At 59.6% G+C, this 18627-nt stretch carries 14 protein-coding genes; 7 read left to right on the forward strand and 7 right to left on the reverse strand.

Annotated elements, in window-relative coordinates; translation table 11 throughout:
* Positions 1-321, forward strand: a 321-nt coding sequence (locus ACTQ48_RS03085) for a hypothetical protein (protein ID WP_441570094.1), incomplete at its 5' end; no start/stop codon positions are given.
* 204 nt (positions 322-525) lie between these two features.
* Here ACTQ48_RS03085 and ACTQ48_RS03090 read toward each other — a convergent pair.
* The 5 genes from ACTQ48_RS03090 to arcA (ACTQ48_RS03110) all read right to left on the reverse strand — a co-directional run bounded on the left by ACTQ48_RS03090 (position 526) and on the right by arcA (ACTQ48_RS03110) (position 7701).
* Positions 526-2013, reverse strand: coding sequence for a YfcC family protein (locus tag ACTQ48_RS03090; RefSeq protein ID WP_427795812.1), 1488 nt, complete (start codon positions 2011-2013; stop codon positions 526-528).
* Between the two features lie 138 nt (positions 2014-2151).
* Positions 2152-3147 carry an ornithine carbamoyltransferase gene (gene argF, locus ACTQ48_RS03095; RefSeq protein ID WP_154515223.1) on the reverse strand — a complete coding sequence of 332 codons (996 nt, stop codon included), beginning with the start codon at positions 3145-3147 and terminating at the stop codon, positions 2152-2154.
* Positions 3148-3253: 106 nt separating this feature from the next.
* Positions 3254-4495 carry an arginine deiminase gene (arcA, locus tag ACTQ48_RS03100; protein WP_427719164.1) on the reverse strand — a complete coding sequence of 414 codons (1242 nt, stop codon included), beginning with the start codon at positions 4493-4495 and terminating at the stop codon, positions 3254-3256.
* Positions 4496-5072: 577 nt separating this feature from the next.
* On the reverse strand, positions 5073-6197 hold the full coding sequence (locus ACTQ48_RS03105; protein WP_441570095.1) for an aminotransferase: 1125 nt from the start codon (positions 6195-6197) through the stop codon (positions 5073-5075).
* 262 nt (positions 6198-6459) lie between these two features.
* Entirely contained in the window at positions 6460-7701 is a 1242-nt protein-coding gene (arcA, locus tag ACTQ48_RS03110) for an arginine deiminase (RefSeq protein ID WP_427719164.1), read from the reverse strand.
* A 548-nt stretch (positions 7702-8249) separates the two neighbouring features.
* On the opposite strand from arcA (ACTQ48_RS03110), the gene ppk1 reads away from it, so the two are divergent.
* The 5 genes from ppk1 (at position 8250) to ACTQ48_RS03135 (ending at position 14473) form a co-directional block, all read left to right on the forward strand.
* Positions 8250-10658 carry a polyphosphate kinase 1 gene (gene ppk1 / locus ACTQ48_RS03115; protein WP_441570096.1) on the forward strand — a complete coding sequence of 803 codons (2409 nt, stop codon included), beginning with the start codon at positions 8250-8252 and terminating at the stop codon, positions 10656-10658.
* An 86-nt stretch (positions 10659-10744) separates the two neighbouring features.
* The gene (gene rlmD, locus ACTQ48_RS03120) at positions 10745-12073 is read left to right on the forward strand and encodes a 23S rRNA (uracil(1939)-C(5))-methyltransferase RlmD (protein WP_427729070.1); all 1329 of its coding nucleotides are present in this window, start codon (positions 10745-10747) and stop codon (positions 12071-12073) included.
* A 177-nt stretch (positions 12074-12250) separates the two neighbouring features.
* Positions 12251-12793: a DJ-1 family glyoxalase III gene (locus ACTQ48_RS03125; RefSeq protein WP_441538069.1), complete on the forward strand. Its 543-nt coding sequence runs from the start codon at positions 12251-12253 to the stop codon at positions 12791-12793.
* The gene (locus ACTQ48_RS03130) at positions 12790-13371 is read left to right on the forward strand and encodes a Maf family protein (RefSeq protein ID WP_154517256.1); all 582 of its coding nucleotides are present in this window, start codon (positions 12790-12792) and stop codon (positions 13369-13371) included. Before ACTQ48_RS03125 ends, ACTQ48_RS03130 begins: the two co-directional genes overlap by 4 nt.
* A gap of 100 nt (positions 13372-13471) precedes the next feature.
* Positions 13472-14473 (forward strand): P1 family peptidase, encoded by a 1002-nt coding sequence (locus ACTQ48_RS03135; protein WP_441570097.1) that lies wholly within the window; start codon positions 13472-13474, stop codon positions 14471-14473.
* Between the two features lie 373 nt (positions 14474-14846).
* Here the strand turns inward: ACTQ48_RS03135 and ACTQ48_RS03140 are convergent, their stop codons facing one another.
* Both ACTQ48_RS03140 and glf read right to left on the reverse strand, forming a co-directional pair.
* Positions 14847-15878 carry a glycosyltransferase family 2 protein gene (locus tag ACTQ48_RS03140; RefSeq protein WP_427794873.1) on the reverse strand — a complete coding sequence of 344 codons (1032 nt, stop codon included), beginning with the start codon at positions 15876-15878 and terminating at the stop codon, positions 14847-14849.
* A complete protein-coding gene (gene glf, locus ACTQ48_RS03145; protein WP_441570098.1) occupies positions 15871-17073 on the reverse strand; it encodes a UDP-galactopyranose mutase in 1203 nt (400 codons plus the stop codon). Before glf ends, ACTQ48_RS03140 begins: the two co-directional genes overlap by 8 nt.
* Before the next feature lie 231 nt (positions 17074-17304).
* Between glf and pta the strand changes: the two genes are divergently transcribed.
* On the forward strand, positions 17305-18285 hold the full coding sequence (pta, locus tag ACTQ48_RS03150; protein ID WP_427718446.1) for a phosphate acetyltransferase: 981 nt from the start codon (positions 17305-17307) through the stop codon (positions 18283-18285).
* Positions 18286-18627: the final 342 nt, after the last annotated feature.

Raw genomic sequence — 18627 nt, forward strand, 5'->3', positions numbered from 1 at the left:
CTCGAAGAGCCCGATCGCCGCCTTCCTGGCCTCGATGTCGTGCTTCACCCTCAAGTCGACTCGCATAAAAAGCCTCCCATTTCTCGTGTCCAAGAAATGGGAGGCAGTTCAATTTGGGACGGGGCTTTTTTGACTACCCTTTATGTGGGGGTAGTCAAAAAAGCCCCGTCCCAAATTAGCTGCCCCAAACGCACTTCCCCTGCACCAACAATGGCAACATCGCAGGTTGAGCATAAGTCAGCGAGCGCCGTCCAGAACGTACGAGTTGGCATGAAAAAGGCAAGGCATAGACCTTTTGGTCATGCCTTGCCTTTTGAATGACAAATTGTCGTTCTGGGCGGCGCGCAGCGTCAACTGGTTGCGCGGTTCGTAGAACCGCGCAACATAAGAGCGCCCCCTCCCGCGCACGGAACGGGAGGGGGCTAAAGGTAGGAGTCTACCGGTGGGTTGACCCCACCGGACAGACGATGACCAAGTGATCCTCTACAGGATCGTCAAGGTTTCCGTGGGGCACCCGTTGGGTACTTAGATCAACACGCAGGCGACGGTCAGGATGATGGCGCAGACGACGGAGAGAACGACGATGAGCTTAAGGGCAAACTTGAGCCAGGTCGTCCACTCGATCTTGGCCAGGGCGAGACCGCCCATGATGGCACCGGAGGTCGGGGTGAACAGGTTCACGACACCGATGGCGGCGGAGAAGATCATGACCATGACCTCGGGCGAGAAGCCGAGCTTAACAGCCAGCGGTCCCATGATGGGCATGGAGACGGTAGCCATACCAGAGGTCGAGGGGATCAGGAAGGACAGGCCGAAGTAGACCAGGAAGCTCATGGGAGCGAAGATCACGCCGGACAGACCAGCCAGGGCACTGGCGGCAGCGTCGAGGACGTAGACGTCGAGACCGGTGTTGGCCATGAGGACGGAGATGCCACGGGCGAGGGCGATGACGAGAACAACGGACATCATGTCGGCGGCACCGGTGATGAAGGTGTTAACGATCTGCTTCTCGGACAGGCCACCGATGATACCGATCAGGATAGCCATGAGGAAGAACCAGGTGGAAGCCTCGTCGAAGTACCACTGGCCAATGGGCAGGCCGGTGATCAGGGCAGACCAGCCCTGGACGACGGTGTTACCGTCGGCATCGTAGACAGCGCCAGCGTCAAAGAAGTTGGCGACGCCCTCGTTGAGGTCGGCCAGCGGAATGAAGCCGACGATCATGACGACGAAGGTGAAGGCAAAGGCGATCAGAACGCCCTTCTGACGACCGGTGAGCTTGACCTCCTTGCTAACCTCGGAAGCAGCCTTGCCGTGAGCCTCTTCGGCATCCTTGAGCTCCTGCATCGACAGGATGGTGGAACCCTTGTCAGCCTTGACCTTCTTGGCATAGCCCATGACGAAGAAGATGGAAATGGCCGTGGTAACAATCCACAGGACGGCACCGAGGCCGATGATGATGGACTGGTTGACCTCAATGCCAACGCCGGTCAGAGCGTCGACGGCAGCGCCGACGGCGAACGGGTTAACCGTGGAGCCCAGGCAGCCGCAGCCAGCGCCGAGCAGGACGGTAGCGGCGCCGACCATGGGGTCGAAGCCGGCAGCCATCATGGTAGCGGCGAGCAGGGCGTAGAAGGGAACGGTCTCCTCGCACATACCATAGGTGGTACCACCGAGGGAGAAGATGAGCATAAGGACAGGAACGAGCATGATCTCGTTGCCCTTAAGCTTCTGCACCAGAACGGCGATGCCGTTGTCCAGAGCGCCAGTCTCGGTCATCATACCGAGGAAGCCGCCCAGGATCATAACGAAGAGGCAGACGGGCAGAGCGTCAGCGAAGCCCAGGATCGGGGCGGTGCAGAAATCGCTCAGACGGGCTGCAGTAACAGCGCCGCCGGACGTGCCGGAGACGATAACGGTAATCACTGCAACAATTGCCAGCAGAGCTAGAAGAATGGTGAACGATGAAGGCATACCGCGCTTTTTCTTAGCGGTCTCAGTCATAGTTCTCATCCCCCCTTCATAAATCATTTAACTTTCTCGCGCGAAGCGGATCTTCCGTGCCGTGCCCACCGCCCGACGCAAGATATTTACCAGACAAACCGCTCGGGGTGTGCAGCAATACACCCCGAGCGAAATGCTTAAAGGCTCTTACTTGAGCGTTGCGTACATGACAGCCTTGATGGTGTGCATGCGGTTCTCGGCCTCGTCGAAAACCTTGGAAGCGGGGCTCTCGAAGACCTCGTCGGTGACCTCCTGCTCGGTAATGCCGAACTGCTCGCACTTCTCGGCGCCAATCGTGGTGTTGGTGTCGTGGAAGCTGGGCAGGCAGTGCAGGAAGATGGCACCCGGGTTGGCCATAGCCATGACCTCGGAGGTGACACGATACGGGGTGAGCTGAGCGATGCGCTCGGCCCAAACCTCGTCAGGCTCGCCCATGGAGACCCACACGTCGGTGTAGATAACGTCGGCACCGGTGACGCCGTCCTTGACGTCGGTGGTCAGCTTGATGGTGCAGTCGTTAGCCTCGGCGATGGGCTTGCAGGCCTCGATGACGTCGTCAGCGGGCATGCACTCCTCGGGGCCACAGGCCACGAAATTCATGCCGAGCTTGGAGCAGACAACCATGAGGGAGCGAGCAACGTTGTTCTTGCAGTCGCCCATGAAGACGAGGGTCTTGCCCTTGATGTCGTAGTTGAAGTTCTCCTGGACGGTCAGGATGTCGGCGAGCATCTGGGTGGGATGCCACTCAGTGGTCAGGCCGTTCCACACGGGCACGCCGGACTTAGCGGCGAGCTCCTCGACGTCGTCCTGGGCAAAGCCACGGAACTCGATGCCGTCATACATGCGGCCGAGAACGCGGGCGGTGTCCTCGATGGACTCCTTCTTTCCCATCTGCGACGAACCCGGATCGAGGTAGGTGACGCCCATGCCCAGATCCATGCCGCCGACCTCGAAGGCGCAGCGGGTACGAGTGGAGGTCTTCTGGAAGAGCAGAACGATGTTCTTGCCCTCGAGATAGCGGTGCGGAACGCCAGCGCGCTTCATGTCCTTGAAGTTCTTGGAGAGCTTGAGCAGGTACTCGATCTCCTCGGTGGTGAGGTCGAGGAGCTTGAGGAAGCTACGGCCGGAGAGGTTAACACCCATGGTTCGTTTCCTTTCGAAAAAATGAATTACGCAAGTAATTAGTGTTGCCCGTTTGACGGGCGAAACCGGTGCGGTTGTAGGGGAACCGCACCGGAAACGGAAAGACTTAGAGGTCCTCGCGCCAGAAGGGCATGCTCATGCAGCGCGGGCCGCCACGGCCGCGGGAGAGCTCGGCGGAGGGCACGACGAGAAGGTCCAGGCCCTCCTTGTACAGCACGTCGTTGGTGACGGTGTTGCGGGCGTAGACGCAGATCTTGCCGGGCTCGACGCACAGGGTGTTGGAGCCGTCGTTCCACTGCTCGCGGGAGGCCGCGATCGGGTCGCCGCCGCCGCAGGGGATCAGCTTGACCTGGTCGACGCCGGTGGCGTCCTCCAGGACGTGCTCGAGGGTGTCCTCGATCAGGCGGATGTTCACGTCGCCCGGGTTCTTGCCGGCGGTCAGCTCGTAGACGCGCAGGGTGCCCATGATGGCGGGGTGGATCGTGAACTTATCGACGTCGATCTGGGTGAAGACCGTGTCGAGGTGCATGAAGGCGCGCGAGACCGGGATGTCGAAGGCCAGGATGCGCTCGACCTTGGAGTCGGAGTTCCAGAAGATGTTCTGGGCCATGACGTCGATAGCGGCGGCCTGGGTGCGCTGGGAGATGCCGACGGCGAGGGTCTTCTCGTTGATGTTCAGCACGTCGCCGCCCTCGGTGTGGAACTGGCAGTCGCGGCGGAAGTACAGGGAGACGTCCTTGTAGTCGGGGTGGTACTTGAAGACGTACTTGCCGTACAGGGTCTCGCGGTTGCGGGTGACCGAGTACATGCGGTTGAGGTTGACGCCCTCGCCGACGACCGCGAACGGGTCGCGGGTGAAGTAGAGGTTGGGCATCGGGTCGATGATCAGGTCGGACTCGGACTCGGAGTTGACCAGGGAGTCGAGGGTCGTGGAGGCCGTGAGGGGCATCTCGATCTCGGCCTTGGTCATGCCGGCCATGGTCTTCTTGACGAACTCGAGGTTGTCCTCGATGGAGTCCAGCTTCTCGCGGACGATCTGCGGCATGTGCTTCCCGCGGATGCCGGCCTCGGCGATGTACTGGTCGGTGAACTCGTCGCGGGCGCCGGGGACCTGGTCGAACACCTCGGCGACGAGGTTCTCGAGGTAGAGCACCTCGACGCCCTGGTCCCTCAGGATCTGGGCGAAGGTGTCGTGCTCCTGCTGCGCGACCTCCAGGAACGGGACGTCGTCGAACAGGAGCCGCTCGAGCTCGTCGGGCGGCAGGTTGAGGAGCTCGTCGCCGGGACGGTGCAGGCAGACCTTCCTGAGCTTGCCGATCTCGGAAGGCACGTGCAGACCTTTCGTCATGGCCTCCTACCTTTCTTTCGGGCCTTACTGGCCAAATGTATCAGCGCCCCTCCGTATGGAGCGCTGCTTGCTGACGACATATTTATATCCAAAATCAACCCATACTTCCACCTTGCCCCCGAACGGTTTTATATAGGGGATGAACGGCATACACATATACTTCACGCATGGCACACTTTGATTTAATAAAGTTTATTTACGTGCTTAAACGCGTTTTCAATCCAAAAATCAAATGGAACTAAACTTTGTTAAACCACCCTCAGATTGCATATTTCGTGTAACGATATGAATAGAATTCGCAATTCTTGCTGTCTCTCAACCATTTTCATTTTTATTCATAAAAAAGTTTGTCCTATTCATTTTTAGCAAACAGATTACCGTTTGCCAGACGTTGGATACCGTTCACCGGAAACTTAGTATAAGGCCCGTCGAATACCCGATCGATCTTGCGTCTCCATTTGTAACAACTTGACTTTTCCGGCGGCAAAGACAAACAGACCCGCTCCCAAAAGGGGCGGGTCTGCATTCGGTACACCTAGGACCAAGTAAGGTTTAGGCCTTCGCGGGCCTCAAGGGATTAGCGATCGAGGTCGGCCAGTGCCTCGCCCAGAAGCCTCAAGCCCTCGCGAAGAACATTTTCGCTCGCGCAGTAGCCCAGGCGTGCGCCGCAGGGAAGCTCAAAACGGCTGCCGGGCACCAGCAGCACTCCCCTCTCGGACAACAGACGCTTGCAGAACTCCTCGTCGTCCTCGGGAATATCAAGCCGGATAAACGAGGTAGACACACCCTGCGGGGCCGTCCAGGAAACGCGATGTTGCGTATCGATCCAAGCCTGCGCGATATCGCGATTGCCAGACACGATCTTGCGGTTGCGCTCGAGAATCTTGTCCTTGTGCTCAAGCACATAGGTCGCCAGGGCATCGTTGAACACGCCGCCGCAGATCATGGTGTAATCGCGATAGGTACGGATGCGATTGGACACCTCTTCGTCGGTCACGACCCAACCCACGCGGGCTGCAGGCGTCGAATAGGTCTTAGACACCGAGTTGGTGACAATGGCCTTCTCATACACGTCGGCCATCGACATAAAGGACTCGGTGTTCTCGAGCGGCAGATATACCTCGTCACACAGAACGTAGGCGCCCACCGAACGGGCAATCTCGGCAATCTGACCGAGCGTATCGGCGTCAAGCACCGTACCGATGGGGTTCGAGGCGTTATTGATGCAGATGAGTTTCGTGTTGGGACGCACCAGGCGCTTGAGCTCCTCGATATCGGGTTTCCAGCCAAGCTCCTCGCGAAGCTCCCAATACTCGACCTCGGCGCCGAGCGAACGCGGAATCTCATAGAGCGGCGCATAGGTAGGCCACTCGGCGATGACATGATCGCCGGGCTCGACCACGGCCATGATGGCGTTGAGGTTGGCACCCGTGCAGCCATTGGTCTGAAGAATGTGATCGGGATTGACCTCGCGACGATAGAGCTTGGCGACCTCAGCCTTAAACTCCGGTGAACCCTCGATCCAGCCGTAGTTCATCTTCTCGCGGTCCAGGCGCTCGTAGAATGTGGCGCCGTCCTGCTCGTCGAGCGCGCGCAACTCGCCCATGGTAAGCGAGGAGATCGTCGACTGGGCGATATCCCACGTGGCGCTCTTCTCCCAAACGTTAAGCCACTCCTCAACGCCGATCGTCTTGATATCCATGGTTAGGCTCCAATCGCTAGAACACGGGGGTGATGCCGGCAAAGGTCATGGGAATCGAGATGATGCCCAAAAGGCAAAGAAGCCGACACCGTTGGGGGGTATCAACGTCACTGCCCCTGGTCATATGGGCCGCCTTATCTGATGTTAATTATGCTTCATTAAACAAGAATGGGGCGGTGCGAAAGATCCGCACCGCCCCAATGGGAGACATCTAATGGCAGTTAGACGTTTGTTTTAAGACCTGTACGGGCCTTTAAAAACCTTAGAGGTCCTCGCGCCAGAAGGGCATGCTCATGCAGCGCGGGCCGCCACGGCCGCGGGAGAGCTCGGCGGAGGGCACGACGAGAAGGTCCAGGCCCTCCTTGTACAGCACGTCGTTGGTGACGGTGTTGCGGGCGTAGACGCAGATCTTGCCGGGCTCGACGCACAGGGTGTTGGAGCCGTCGTTCCACTGCTCGCGGGAGGCCGCGATCGGGTCGCCGCCGCCGCAGGGGATCAGCTTGACCTGGTCGACGCCGGTGGCGTCCTCCAGGACGTGCTCGAGGGTGTCCTCGATCAGGCGGATGTTCACGTCGCCCGGGTTCTTGCCGGCGGTCAGCTCGTAGACGCGCAGGGTGCCCATGATGGCGGGGTGGATCGTGAACTTATCGACGTCGATCTGGGTGAAGACCGTGTCGAGGTGCATGAAGGCGCGCGAGACCGGGATGTCGAAGGCCAGGATGCGCTCGACCTTGGAGTCGGAGTTCCAGAAGATGTTCTGGGCCATGACGTCGATAGCGGCGGCCTGGGTGCGCTGGGAGATGCCGACGGCGAGGGTCTTCTCGTTGATGTTCAGCACGTCGCCGCCCTCGGTGTGGAACTGGCAGTCGCGGCGGAAGTACAGGGAGACGTCCTTGTAGTCGGGGTGGTACTTGAAGACGTACTTGCCGTACAGGGTCTCGCGGTTGCGGGTGACCGAGTACATGCGGTTGAGGTTGACGCCCTCGCCGACGACCGCGAACGGGTCGCGGGTGAAGTAGAGGTTGGGCATCGGGTCGATGATCAGGTCGGACTCGGACTCGGAGTTGACCAGGGAGTCGAGGGTCGTGGAGGCCGTGAGGGGCATCTCGATCTCGGCCTTGGTCATGCCGGCCATGGTCTTCTTGACGAACTCGAGGTTGTCCTCGATGGAGTCCAGCTTCTCGCGGACGATCTGCGGCATGTGCTTCCCGCGGATGCCGGCCTCGGCGATGTACTGGTCGGTGAACTCGTCGCGGGCGCCGGGGACCTGGTCGAACACCTCGGCGACGAGGTTCTCGAGGTAGAGCACCTCGACGCCCTGGTCCCTCAGGATCTGGGCGAAGGTGTCGTGCTCCTGCTGCGCGACCTCCAGGAACGGGACGTCGTCGAACAGGAGCCGCTCGAGCTCGTCGGGCGGCAGGTTGAGGAGCTCGTCGCCGGGACGGTGCAGGCAGACCTTCCTGAGCTTGCCGATCTCGGAAGGCACGTGCAGACCTTTCGTCATGGCCTCCTACCTTTCTTTCGGGCCTTACTGGCCAAATGTATCAGCGCCCCTCCGTATGGAGCGCTGCTTGCTGACAGCTCTAGTTATATCCAATTTCCACCCGCAATTCTACCTCGCCCCCGAACGGTCAACAAAGTACGATGAACGGTATATCGCATATGATTTCCCATGATGCACTTCAGTTTCATAAAGCAGATTTTCCTAGGTAAACGTTATTTTTCTAGGAAATCAAGATTGAACACTCAAAGTTATCCATGATTCAAAATTGCATAGTGAAAACGGTTTTCTGCATATAAATGACGCTTGTCCTCGATTCGACCTAAATTCGATTATATTCAGCTTGCTATCATTCTTATTCATACATTCTCACCAGTTGAGTGAGGATATAGATCGCTTGTTCAAAGCACCGGACGTTAGTGCTTCGGATCGTCAGCGTAATAAGTAGGTAAAGATACCGTTCGCGCGATACGTCCGCGCCATAGGTCGACTAAATTGAGACAATAAGAAATAGTGTTAGGCTACCGTCCCTTTGGGGATTGAACGGACAGATGCATATGCCGAGCAAAATCGAAAAGAAGCAGAACGCCGCCAAGCTGCGCAAGAAACCGCGCGATTTCTCGTATACGCAAAATCGAGAGCTTAGCTGGCTGCGCTTTGATAACCGCGTACTCGACGAAGCCTTCGATGAGTCTGTGCCACTGTTCGAGCGCCTTAAGTTCGTCTCGATCTTCGAGTCAAACCTCGACGAGTTTCTCATGGTGCGCGTGGGCGGCTTGTCCGATCTGGCAGAGCTCAAAAAACAGCCCGTCGACAACAAGAGCAATATGACCGCCTCCGAACAGGTCGATGCCGTCATGGCAGAGCTGCCCGGGCTCCTTACCCGCTGGGAGTCGATCTTTAAGAGCATCGAGGACAAGCTCGACGCTTTGGGCGTTCACCGCGCCCGCATCGATTCGCTTACGCCCGAGGAACATACCTTTGTAACCCGCTACTTCCAGGCCTACGTATCACCGGTCATCTCGCCGCTGGTCATCGATCCGCGCCATCCCTTCCCCAACCTGCGCAACGGCGCGCTCTATCTGGCTTGTGGCCTGGACGGCATCACCGACGAGGAGAGCCTGCTGGGCCTTATCGAGATTCCCGCCTCGATGAACCGCGTGGTCGAAATCCCCTCGCCCACCGGCACCTACTCCTACATTCTGCTCGAGGACGTCATCCTCGCCTGCCTGGACAGCTGCTTCGGCTCCTATAAGCCGCTCGACCGCGCGCTCATCCGCGTCACCCGCAACGCCGACATCGATCCGGACGGCGAGGGCGTCGAGGAGGAAGAGGATTACCGCCAGCACATGAAGCGCATCCTCAAGAAGCGCCTGCGTCTGCAGCCGGTGGTGCTCGCCGTATCGGGCTCGCTCGAAAAGCCAACGCTCAAGACCATCCGCAAAGCGCTCGAGCTTTCGCGCCGCTCGGTTTTTACCTGCGATATCCCGCTCAACCTGGGCTATGTCTTTGGCATTGAGGGCAAAATACCCGAGCATCTACGAAACGAGTTGCTCTTTACGCCGTTTAGGCCGCAGCCCAACCCCACCATCGATATGACCCGCTCCATCCGCGATCAGGTGCTGCAGCACGACAAGCTGCTCTTTTACCCTTACGAGACCATGAATCCGTTCTTGGACCTGGTGCACGAAGCAGCCTACGACCCCGAGTGCATCTCGCTTCGCATCACGCTCTACCGCGTGGCTAAACAAAGCCGCCTGTGCGAGTCGCTCATCGATGCTGCCGAAAACGGCAAAGAGGTTACAGTGCTCATGGAGCTCCGCGCCCGCTTTGACGAGCAAAACAACATCGAATGGGCCGAGCGGCTGGAAGAGGCCGGCTGCACCGTTATCTACGGCTCCGAGGGCTTTAAATGCCATTCCAAGATCTGCCAGCTCACCTATCGCGAGGGCATGGCGCTTACCCGTCTGACGCTTTTGGGTACCGGCAACTTTAACGAGAAGACGGCCAAGCTCTACAGCGACTTTATGCTCATGACCGCGCATCCCGGCATCGGCGAGGACGCTAACCTGTTCTTCCGCAACCTGTCGCTGGGCAACCTGCGCGGCGACTACCGCTTCCTGGGCGTGGCGCCCGTGGGCCTCAAGCCGCTCATCATGCGCGGCCTGGACCGCGAGATTCAGCGTGCCCTTGTCGGCGAGCCCGCCCGCGTGTTCTTTAAGCTCAACTCGCTTACCGACCGCGAGGTCATCGACAAGATCGCCGAGGCATCGTGTGCCGGTGTGCGCGTGGACATGATCATCCGCGGTATCTCGTGCCTCAAGCCCGGTGTTCCGGGCAAGACCGAGAACGTGCACGTGCGCTCCATCGTCGGACGCTTTTTGGAGCATGCGCGCGTCTATGCCTTTGGCGTGGACTCGGATATGATCTACCTGAGCTCGGCAGACATGATGACGCGCAACACCGAGCACCGCGTGGAGATTGCCTTCCCCGTGCTCGACCCCACCTGCCGCGCCCAGGTGCACGAGTACATGGGCATGCAGCTGCGCGACAACGTGAAGGCACGCAGTCTGACGAGTGACGGCACCTGGATTCCCGTGGAGCGCAAAGAAGGCGAGAAGCCCTTCAACTCGCAGGAAGCTCTGCTGGAGCGTGCCTATCGCAACGCCGAGGCCGTCGCCAAGGCAGAACCTACGCGCGCATCCAAGCCTGAGCTCGAACCGCAGCCGGCCGCACCCGAGGTCCAGAAGGTTCAGGCAACCGTCATAGAGCCTGAGTCCGAGCCTGCTCCTCGGCCCCAACCGCAGACGGCCAACCCCGCGTCCGAGAAGGGCGCCCGCCGCGAGAAGCCCGCTGGCAAGACCAAGACCATCGAGCGCCATCGGCCCGGTCGCGTGCGCATGGGACTGGGCCTGATCGGCCTAGGCCTTAAGACGCTCATTACCGGCAAGACGAAATAGACGTTTGTAGAAGCGCCCCGTATTTGAGGAATACCCCAAATACGGGGCGCTTTTCCCTGCTACCATGGTTGCGAACAATACCGCGAATGACAGGCAGGAACATGAAGCTCACCATAGAATCGATGACCTACGGCGCCGACGGACTGGCGCACGCCGACAACGGCAAGGCCGTCTTTGTGCAGGGCGCCGTGGCAGGCGACACCGTCGAGGCCGAGATCGTGCAGGACGGCAAGTCGTTTATGCGCGCCCGCACGACCGAGATTCTGGAGCCGGGCCCCGATCGCATTCAGCCCCCCTGCCCCTTCGTGGGCGTCTGCGGCGGTTGTTCGTGGGGCAATCTCTCGCGCACCGCGCAGCTTGCCGCCAAAGAGCAAAACCTGCGCTCCACGCTCGAGCGCATTGGCAAGTTCGCCCCCGAGCAGGTCAACGATCTTGTTCAGCCCATCCGCCACACCAAGGACGACTGGGGCTACCGCAACAAGATTGAGCTGGAGCCCACCCTCGTTAACGGCCGCGTTCGCCTTGGCATGCACGGCGTCGATCCCAGCAAGATCGTCACCGTAGATTCGTGCCCGCTGTTCGATAAGCGTTTTCCCAAGGCGCTCAAATCGGTCGTCGGCGCGCTCAACTATCTGAGCGGCAGTCACGATCTGGGTCTGGAGCGCGTGGGCATTCGCGCTTCGCGTCGCACCAAGGCACTCGAGGTCGCACTTTGGACGCCCACGGGCTCCTTCCCGCGCTCGCAAGTCTCGCGCGTGTTGGCAGACGCCGCTCGCCCCACGAGCGTAGTGCGCGTCATGAGCAAGGGAGAGAAGAAGGCCCGCCGCGTCTCCAAGGTGGAGGTGCTCGCCGGCGAGGGCTCTTGGACCGAGAACATCGCCGACGGCCAGATGCGTCTTTCTGCCCCATCGTTTTTCCAGGTCAACACCAAGGGCGCCGAGATTTTGATCGAGCTTGTCATGGAGGCGCTCGACCCGCAAGAAGACGAGCTTGCCATGGACCTGTACTGCGGCGCCGGCACCTTTACCCTGCCGCTCGCCCGCCGCTGTGATTTTGTTGCCGCCGTAGAGGCCTACGGCCCGGCCGTGCGCGACCTGCGCCGCAACCTCGAGATCAACAAGCTCGATAACGTCGATGTCATCGGCGGCGATGCCGTGCGCGAGTTCCCCGACCAGGATGCCGATGTCCTGGTGGTCGACCCGCCGCGTGCAGGTCTGGCACCCGAGGCAATCGACCTCATCGCCAGCACGAGCGCCCGCGACGTGGCCTACGTGAGCTGTGATCCGGCGACTTTGGCACGCGATCTTAAGCGCTTTGTCGAGGAAGGCACCTTCTCCCCCGTCAAGATCACGCCGGTCGACCTGTTCCCGCAAACCTTCCACTGCGAAACCGTCGCCCATCTCAAGCGCAACTAGACTGTTTGCCCAAGACCACACCCGATGATTTTTCTGGGACGGGGATAAAAATTAATTTGTTCCGAATGATTATTTAATCCCCGTCCCCTTTTAAACATTGGGAAATCGAGCGTGGCAAGCGGAGGTCTTCGGGGTATAAGACGGCTAATTGTATGCCGCCTTACGAAAGGAACTCTCATGCCCAGCGTTGCCGTTCTCGCCGCCGATGGCTTTGAAACTATTGAATGCCTGACCATGGTCGACGTCATGCGTCGCGGCGGCGTGCGCGCCACGCTCGTCTCGATCATGCCCACACGCGAGGTCGTGAGCTCGCTGCAGATTCCCGTGACCTGCGATGCGCTCTTTGATGAGATCAACTTTGAGGAGTACGACTGCATCGTGCTGCCCGGCGGCCTGCCCGGAGCCACCAACTTGCGCGCCGACCAGCGTGTCTGCGATGTAGTCTGCGAGTTCGCCGCAACCAAGCACGTTGCCGCCATCTGCGCCGCCCCGTTTATCCTGGGCGAGCTTGGTCTGCTCGAGGAGCGCCGCGCCACGTGCTTCCCCGGCTTTGAGAAGAGCTTCCCCGAGGGTGCTTATACCGGCGAGAAGGTCACGCAAGACGGCAACATCATCACTGCCAGCGGCATGGCGCAGTCACTTCCCTTTGCCTTGGAGCTGCTGCGCACACTCGCCGGCGACAAGGCCGTCGAGAAGGTTGCCGAGGGCATCCAGCTATGATTTTGGCTTCGCAATCGCCGCGCCGCATAGAGCTGATGCGCGAGGCGGGCTATGACGTTCGCGTAATTCCCGCAGATATCGACGAAACACCTTTTGATGGCGAAGCTCCGCTTACGCTTGTCGAACGCTTGGCACGCGCCAAAGCCGCTGCCGTTGCCTCCGAGCATGCCGAACCCAACGAACTGACTGTCGCAGCCGATACCATTGTCACCTTTGACGGGCAAATTTTGGGCAAGCCGGCAGACGAAGACGAGGCACGCACCATGCTCCGCGAGCTTTCGGGCCGCACGCACCAGGTGGCAACCGGCGTCTGTATCGTTAAAGCCGGCGACGCTGCAGCTCCACATGCCGCCGAAAGTCTGTCGTTTGTCGATGTGACCGACGTGACGTTCTACGAGCTTACCGAGGAGCAGATCGGGCACTATGTTGCCTCCGGCGAACCCATGGACAAGGCCGGAGCCTACGGTATCCAGGGCACAGGCGGCCGCATGCTCGTGCATGACATTTCGGGCGACTTCTACAACGTGGTGGGCTTACCCATCGCTCGCGTCGCACGCGCGATTCAAAAACTCTCGTAATTGCATCTGGCGCTGGGTATCCCCCGGCGCCTACAATTTTGCCGTACCGCACGGATCCCGACCGAGCATAAGGCCCGGCGGAAAACCGATAGGAGAAAACATGGACACCCTGCTCGAAGCCATTGACGTTTGCGATGTCGATGGCTTTTGCTTTGGCAACTATACAGACGAGGAGGCCGGCACCGGCTGCACCGTAATCGTGGCGCCCGAGGGTGCCACCGGCGGCGTTGACGTGCGTGGTGGTGCTCCCGCTTCGCGCGAGACCGATCTGCTGCGTCCCGAGAACACCGTCGATAAGGTCCACGCCGTCTGCCTTTCGGGTGGTTCGGCCTTTGGTCTCGAAGCGGCAAGCGGCGTGGCCCGCGAACTCGAGAGCCGCGGCATCGGCCTGCCCGTCGGCCCCACGCAGGTGCCCATCGTGTGTTCCAGCTGCATCTTCGACCTCGCCTTTGGCGATCCCACCGTGCGTCCCGACATTGAGGCCGGTATCGCCGCCGTGCGCGAGGCGCTCGACCATACCCCCACCACACTCGAGCAGGGCAATGTAGGTGCCGGCACCGGCGCCACCGTAGGCAAGCTCATGGGGCCCGCCACCTGCATGAAGGCTGGCCTTGGAGCTGCTGCCGTGACACTCGGCACCGTCAAGGTAGGCGCCGTGGTCTCGGTCAACGCCTGTGGCAACGTGGTCGACCCGACCACCGGCGAGTGGGTGGCCGGCATGCGCGCCGCAGCCGATAGCGACCAGATCGTCGACATGGAGCTCGCCGCCCTTGCCGCCGCCGGCTCTATGAAAATGCCACTCGACCGCACCAACACCACCATCAGCTGCATCGTCACCAACGTGGAGCTCACTAAGGCCCAGGCCACCAAGGTCTCCCAGATGGCCGCAGACGCCTATGCACACGCCATCCGCCCCACACACACCACCAACGACGGTGACACCATCTACACCCTTGCCAGCGGCAAGCTGGGCAGCCAGGCAAGCGCCGCCGTTCCCCTAGACCTGCTGGGCATGCTCGCCGTAAGGGCCCTGGAAACCGCCATCGTAAACGGAGCCAAAACCGCCAAAACATCCCACGGCATCCCCGGCGTTGCGAAGTAAACTAGCTCGCCCGGTTGCCCGGTTGGTCTTGGTTATGTTTGCTGCTCTACAGTCCTGGCTCGCACGAAGAGCACATTAAGTGCTCTTCGGCTCGTGCGGAACTCGCGACAAACATAACCAAGACCAACCGGACAACCTACTCAACAAGATCTCTTTCAGCCCAGGCCCCTGTGTACCGCGCGTCCAAGATCTTCAAATTCAGGCAGCCTGACAATCGATTCTTATAGCAAAGGCCCCTTGGCCTTTAGTTTGATACAAGTTCCGCACGAGCCGGAAAGCACTTAATGTGCTTTCCGTGCGAGCAGGACTGTTCGCAGTAGCAAACTAAAGGCCAAGGGGCCCAGTCAACCTATCAGCAGCGATTACTCAACAGCTAGTTGAATTTGAAGATCTTTGAGGCAAGACGGTATAGGCCGAGTGTGGTTTTGTCTCCAGCCCGCCCGTGCAGGTTGGTAAAGAAGCCGACTACACCGTAGCGTGCACGACGATACATACGCTCGTCGTAGGCCTTCAAATCACTCCACAATGTCGTCAGGCGCTCGTCGGCGCAATCCTCATCGGAAAGCTTGGTAAGCACCGAACAAATTGCCATCATCATGGTGAAATAGCCCATCATGTACGCGCGCAGACGCGACGACTCGACATCGCTGTACAGATGGAACGCCTCCATCATAATGCGCGTCACGCGAAACTGCTGGTCCAGACGTTTGACCATCGTGGCCTCGTTGACGCTCTGGCCCTCGCGACCGATAAAGTAACGATAGAGGTCGATGTCGGCGTAGTACATGGTCTTGCAGCGCGGCAGCGGCACATAGGCGTAGATATTGTCGACATAGAACGTGTGCGGCGGCATAGGCAGATTGGACGCGCGCAGCACATCCGTGCGATAACACAGGCTGTGCATGAGCAAATTCTGGTCCAGACGGAAATGGCCAATCTGGTCCCAGGTAAAGATCTTTTTGCGCGGCAGGGCAAACTTGTAACCAATAGCGGTATGCGTACCCTCGTAAACCTTCTCGTACACATAGTTCGAGATAAACAGATCGACGCGCTGGTCGCGCTCCTCAAAGCCACGCAGAATCGAAAGCATGGTCGAAAGCGCCGCACCGTCGAGCCAGTCATCCGAGTCGACGACCTTGTAGTAGGTGCCCTGCGCCTCGCGCAGGCCCGAGAGGACGGCCATGCCGTGACCGCCGTTCTCCTGATGCACCGCGCGGATGATACCGGGGTAACGCGCCTCCCACTCATCGGCCTTAGCTGCCGTCTCGTCCTTGGAACCGTCATCGACGATGATGATCTCGATATCGGTGGCGTAATTGCTCCCCTCCAGAATGGAGGTGATGCAATGGTCCATGTCCTTGGCGGCGTTATACGAGGGAATACCGAATGATATGACTTTATGCATGGCAGGCGATAATCTCATCCGAAAGATCGAGGGCAGAGTTGGTCACGGCATCCATATCGTAGTAACGATACTCGGCCAGGCGACCCACCGGGTGGAAGTTCGTCAGGTTCTGGACGCGCTCAAGATAGCGCTCATAGAGCTCGCGGTTCTCGGGCTCCAGAATGGCGTAATAGGGCGTCTCGCCCGAGCCGGGCGTATAGGCCTTGGAATACTCCTTCATGATGGCGGTCTTGCCGGGCAGGACCTGACCAGTCATGTTCTTGAACTCGGTGATACGCGTGTAATCCTCGCTCGTGGTGTAATTGACGGTGCCCACGGGCTGGAACTGGTCCATATCGAGCGTCTCGAACTTCATGTCGAGCGTACGGTACGGCAGAGCGCCCAAGTCGAGGTTGAACAGCTCGTCGAGCGGACCGGTGTAGACGATCTCGCCGCCATAGACCTTGCCGTCGATCTTGACGGTGGTCTCGTCAATCTCAAAGAGGTCACGGGCGTCCACGTCGCAGAACACATCAATCAGATCGTGGTCGAGCATATGCTCGAACAACGCGGTATAGCCGTCCTGCGGCATGCCCTGGAAGGGGGCCTGCGGGAAATAGCGGTCATCGTCGCCAACAAAGACGGGAACGCGGCCGGTGATCGAGGGATCGATCTGGTCGGGCGTCTGGCCCCACTGCTTCATGGTGTAATGCAAAAAGACGTTCTCGTAGACGTAATCGGCGACCTCGGCAAGATCCGGGTCGTTCTTCTTGCGCAGCTCCATGATGGGCACCTTGACGTCCTTGCCAAAGGTCTCCACGAGCTTCTGATACAGCTCCTCGCCGCGCTCATCGCCAAAGGCGAGCTTGAGGCTCGCGTGGTTAAAGGGCACGGGCATAAGGGTGCCGTTGATGTTGGCGAGCACCTTGTGCTGGTAGTCCGTCCACTTGGTAAAGCGCGACAGAAAATTGTGGACGCGCTCGTTAAAGGTATGGTAAATGTGCGGACCATACTCGTGGACCAGGATCCCGGCCTCATCAAAGCAGTCGTAAGCATTGCCCGCAATGTGGCCACGGCGCTCCAAAACGGCAACGCGATAGCCGATAGTCTCGGCAAGACGGCGGGCACAAACGGCACCGGCATACCCGGCACCGACGACAATCATGTCGTATGCGCCGGCGTTAAAGCCTTCAGGCAGGCCTGAGGTAATCTGCATCGATACTCCTTGTCAAAAGCCACGGGCTCGTTAGCTGGGCTTTTCTCGAACATTCTTCGAGACATATTTATCAGAGCGATTATAGCGCTAATGCGTCCTATAATGAGCTTGCCACACAAGGAAAGCTCAAGCACCCCGGCGTACATATTTGAAAGGTAAACCCGCTAGCAGCGGGTTTATTCGTGGAAAGCTGGGTGCCTGGAGCTTAGCGAAACGCTTGTAAGGAGTAACATGAGCGATTTCCTAAACCGTATGAAGTCTGCCGCCAAGGCCGACCTTAAGACGATCGTCCTGCCCGAGGGCGAAGATCCGCGCACCATCATCGCAGCTACCAAGATCATCGAGGAGGGCTTGGCAAAGATCGTCATCTTGGGCAACCCCGACGAGATCAACGTTCCCGGCGCTACCGTCATCGACCCGCGCAATGCCGAGAAGCACGAGGAGTACGCGCAGAAGTTTGCCGAGCTCCGCGCCAAGAAGGGCGTCACTATCGAGCAGGCTCGCGCCCAGGTGATGGACGCCACCTACTTTGGCACCATGATGGTCAAGATGGGCGATGCCGATGGCCTGGTCTCCGGCGCCTGCCACTCCACCGCCGACACCCTGCGCCCCGCGCTGCAGATCCTCAAGACCGCCCCGGGCACCAAGCTGGTCTCGGCCTTCTTTGTGATGTGCACCGACACCCCGCAGTTCGGCACCGACGGCACGCTGATCTTCGCCGACTGCGGCCTCAACATCAACCCGTCCTCCGATGAGCTCTCCGAGATCGCCATCGCCTCCGCTCATTCCTGGTCCACCTTCATGGGCAACGTTGAGCCGCACGTGGCCATGCTCTCCTACTCCACCATGGGTTCCGCCGGCGGCGAGGTCGCCAAGAAGGTCCAGGAGGCCGTGAAGTTCTGCAAGGAGAAGGCCCCCGAGCTCGCCATCGATGGCGACCTGCAGCTCGATGCCGCCATCGTCCCCAACGTCGCCCAGCTCAAGGCTCCCGGCTCTTCCGTTGCCGGCAAGGCCAACGTGCTCGTGTTTCCCGACCTCGAGGCCGGCAACATCGGCTACAAGCTGGTCCAGCGCTTCGCCGGCGCCGACGCCTACGGCCCCATCCTGCAGGGCATCGCCAAGCCGGTTAACGACCTTTCGCGCGGCTGCTCTGCCGACGACATCGTGGGTGTCGTAGCCATCACCGCCGTCCAGGCTCAGATGGCTGAGTAGCGGACGTATCCCCTCGGGACCCTACAGGGTAAAGCTCTGAAAACGTCCTCGGACATGCATGAAACCCCCGCTGCGCACTTCGTGCGGCGGGGGTTTCATGCGTCCTGCGGAATGTTTTCAGAGCTTTACCCTGTAGGGTCCCTGCCGCCACGTGGTGCTCAGGGGATCTGGAGTGGACGGCGGCTTGGCTACGAGCTGGGGCTGAGAAACTGAATGGATGGGTGCCGTTGCTGGGGGTGTTCCTATAGTTTTGTCAACTGGGAAATGCTCTCCGTGCGACCGAATCGCGGCATGCTGACGCCAAGCCATTAGGCCGGTGGGCTTCAGTCTGCTCGGTGCGTT

Source organism: Collinsella sp. Sow4_E3, assembly GCF_052116285.1.
Classification (GTDB): domain Bacteria; phylum Actinomycetota; class Coriobacteriia; order Coriobacteriales; family Coriobacteriaceae; genus Collinsella.

Bases quoted from the DNA above. Each gene is read 5' to 3' on its own strand.
- arcA (WP_427719164.1), bottom strand. From the start codon at position 4,495: ATGACGAAAGGTCTGCACGTGCCTTCCGAGATCGGCAAGCTCAGGAAG.
- argF (WP_154515223.1), bottom strand. From the start codon at position 3,147: ATGGGTGTTAACCTCTCCGGCCGTAGCTTCCTCAAGCTCCTCGACCTC.
- arcA (WP_427719164.1), bottom strand. From the start codon at position 7,701: ATGACGAAAGGTCTGCACGTGCCTTCCGAGATCGGCAAGCTCAGGAAG.
- rlmD (WP_427729070.1), top strand. From the start codon at position 10,745: ATGACAGGCAGGAACATGAAGCTCACCATAGAATCGATGACCTACGGC.
- ACTQ48_RS03135 (WP_441570097.1), top strand. From the start codon at position 13,472: ATGGACACCCTGCTCGAAGCCATTGACGTTTGCGATGTCGATGGCTTT.
- ppk1 (WP_441570096.1), top strand. From the start codon at position 8,250: ATGCATATGCCGAGCAAAATCGAAAAGAAGCAGAACGCCGCCAAGCTG.
- ACTQ48_RS03105 (WP_441570095.1), bottom strand. From the start codon at position 6,197: ATGGATATCAAGACGATCGGCGTTGAGGAGTGGCTTAACGTTTGGGAG.
- ACTQ48_RS03090 (WP_427795812.1), bottom strand. From the start codon at position 2,013: ATGAGAACTATGACTGAGACCGCTAAGAAAAAGCGCGGTATGCCTTCA.
- pta (WP_427718446.1), top strand. From the start codon at position 17,305: ATGAGCGATTTCCTAAACCGTATGAAGTCTGCCGCCAAGGCCGACCTT.
- glf (WP_441570098.1), bottom strand. From the start codon at position 17,073: ATGCAGATTACCTCAGGCCTGCCTGAAGGCTTTAACGCCGGCGCATAC.
- ACTQ48_RS03125 (WP_441538069.1), top strand. From the start codon at position 12,251: ATGCCCAGCGTTGCCGTTCTCGCCGCCGATGGCTTTGAAACTATTGAA.
- ACTQ48_RS03140 (WP_427794873.1), bottom strand. From the start codon at position 15,878: ATGCATAAAGTCATATCATTCGGTATTCCCTCGTATAACGCCGCCAAG.
- ACTQ48_RS03130 (WP_154517256.1), top strand. From the start codon at position 12,790: ATGATTTTGGCTTCGCAATCGCCGCGCCGCATAGAGCTGATGCGCGAG.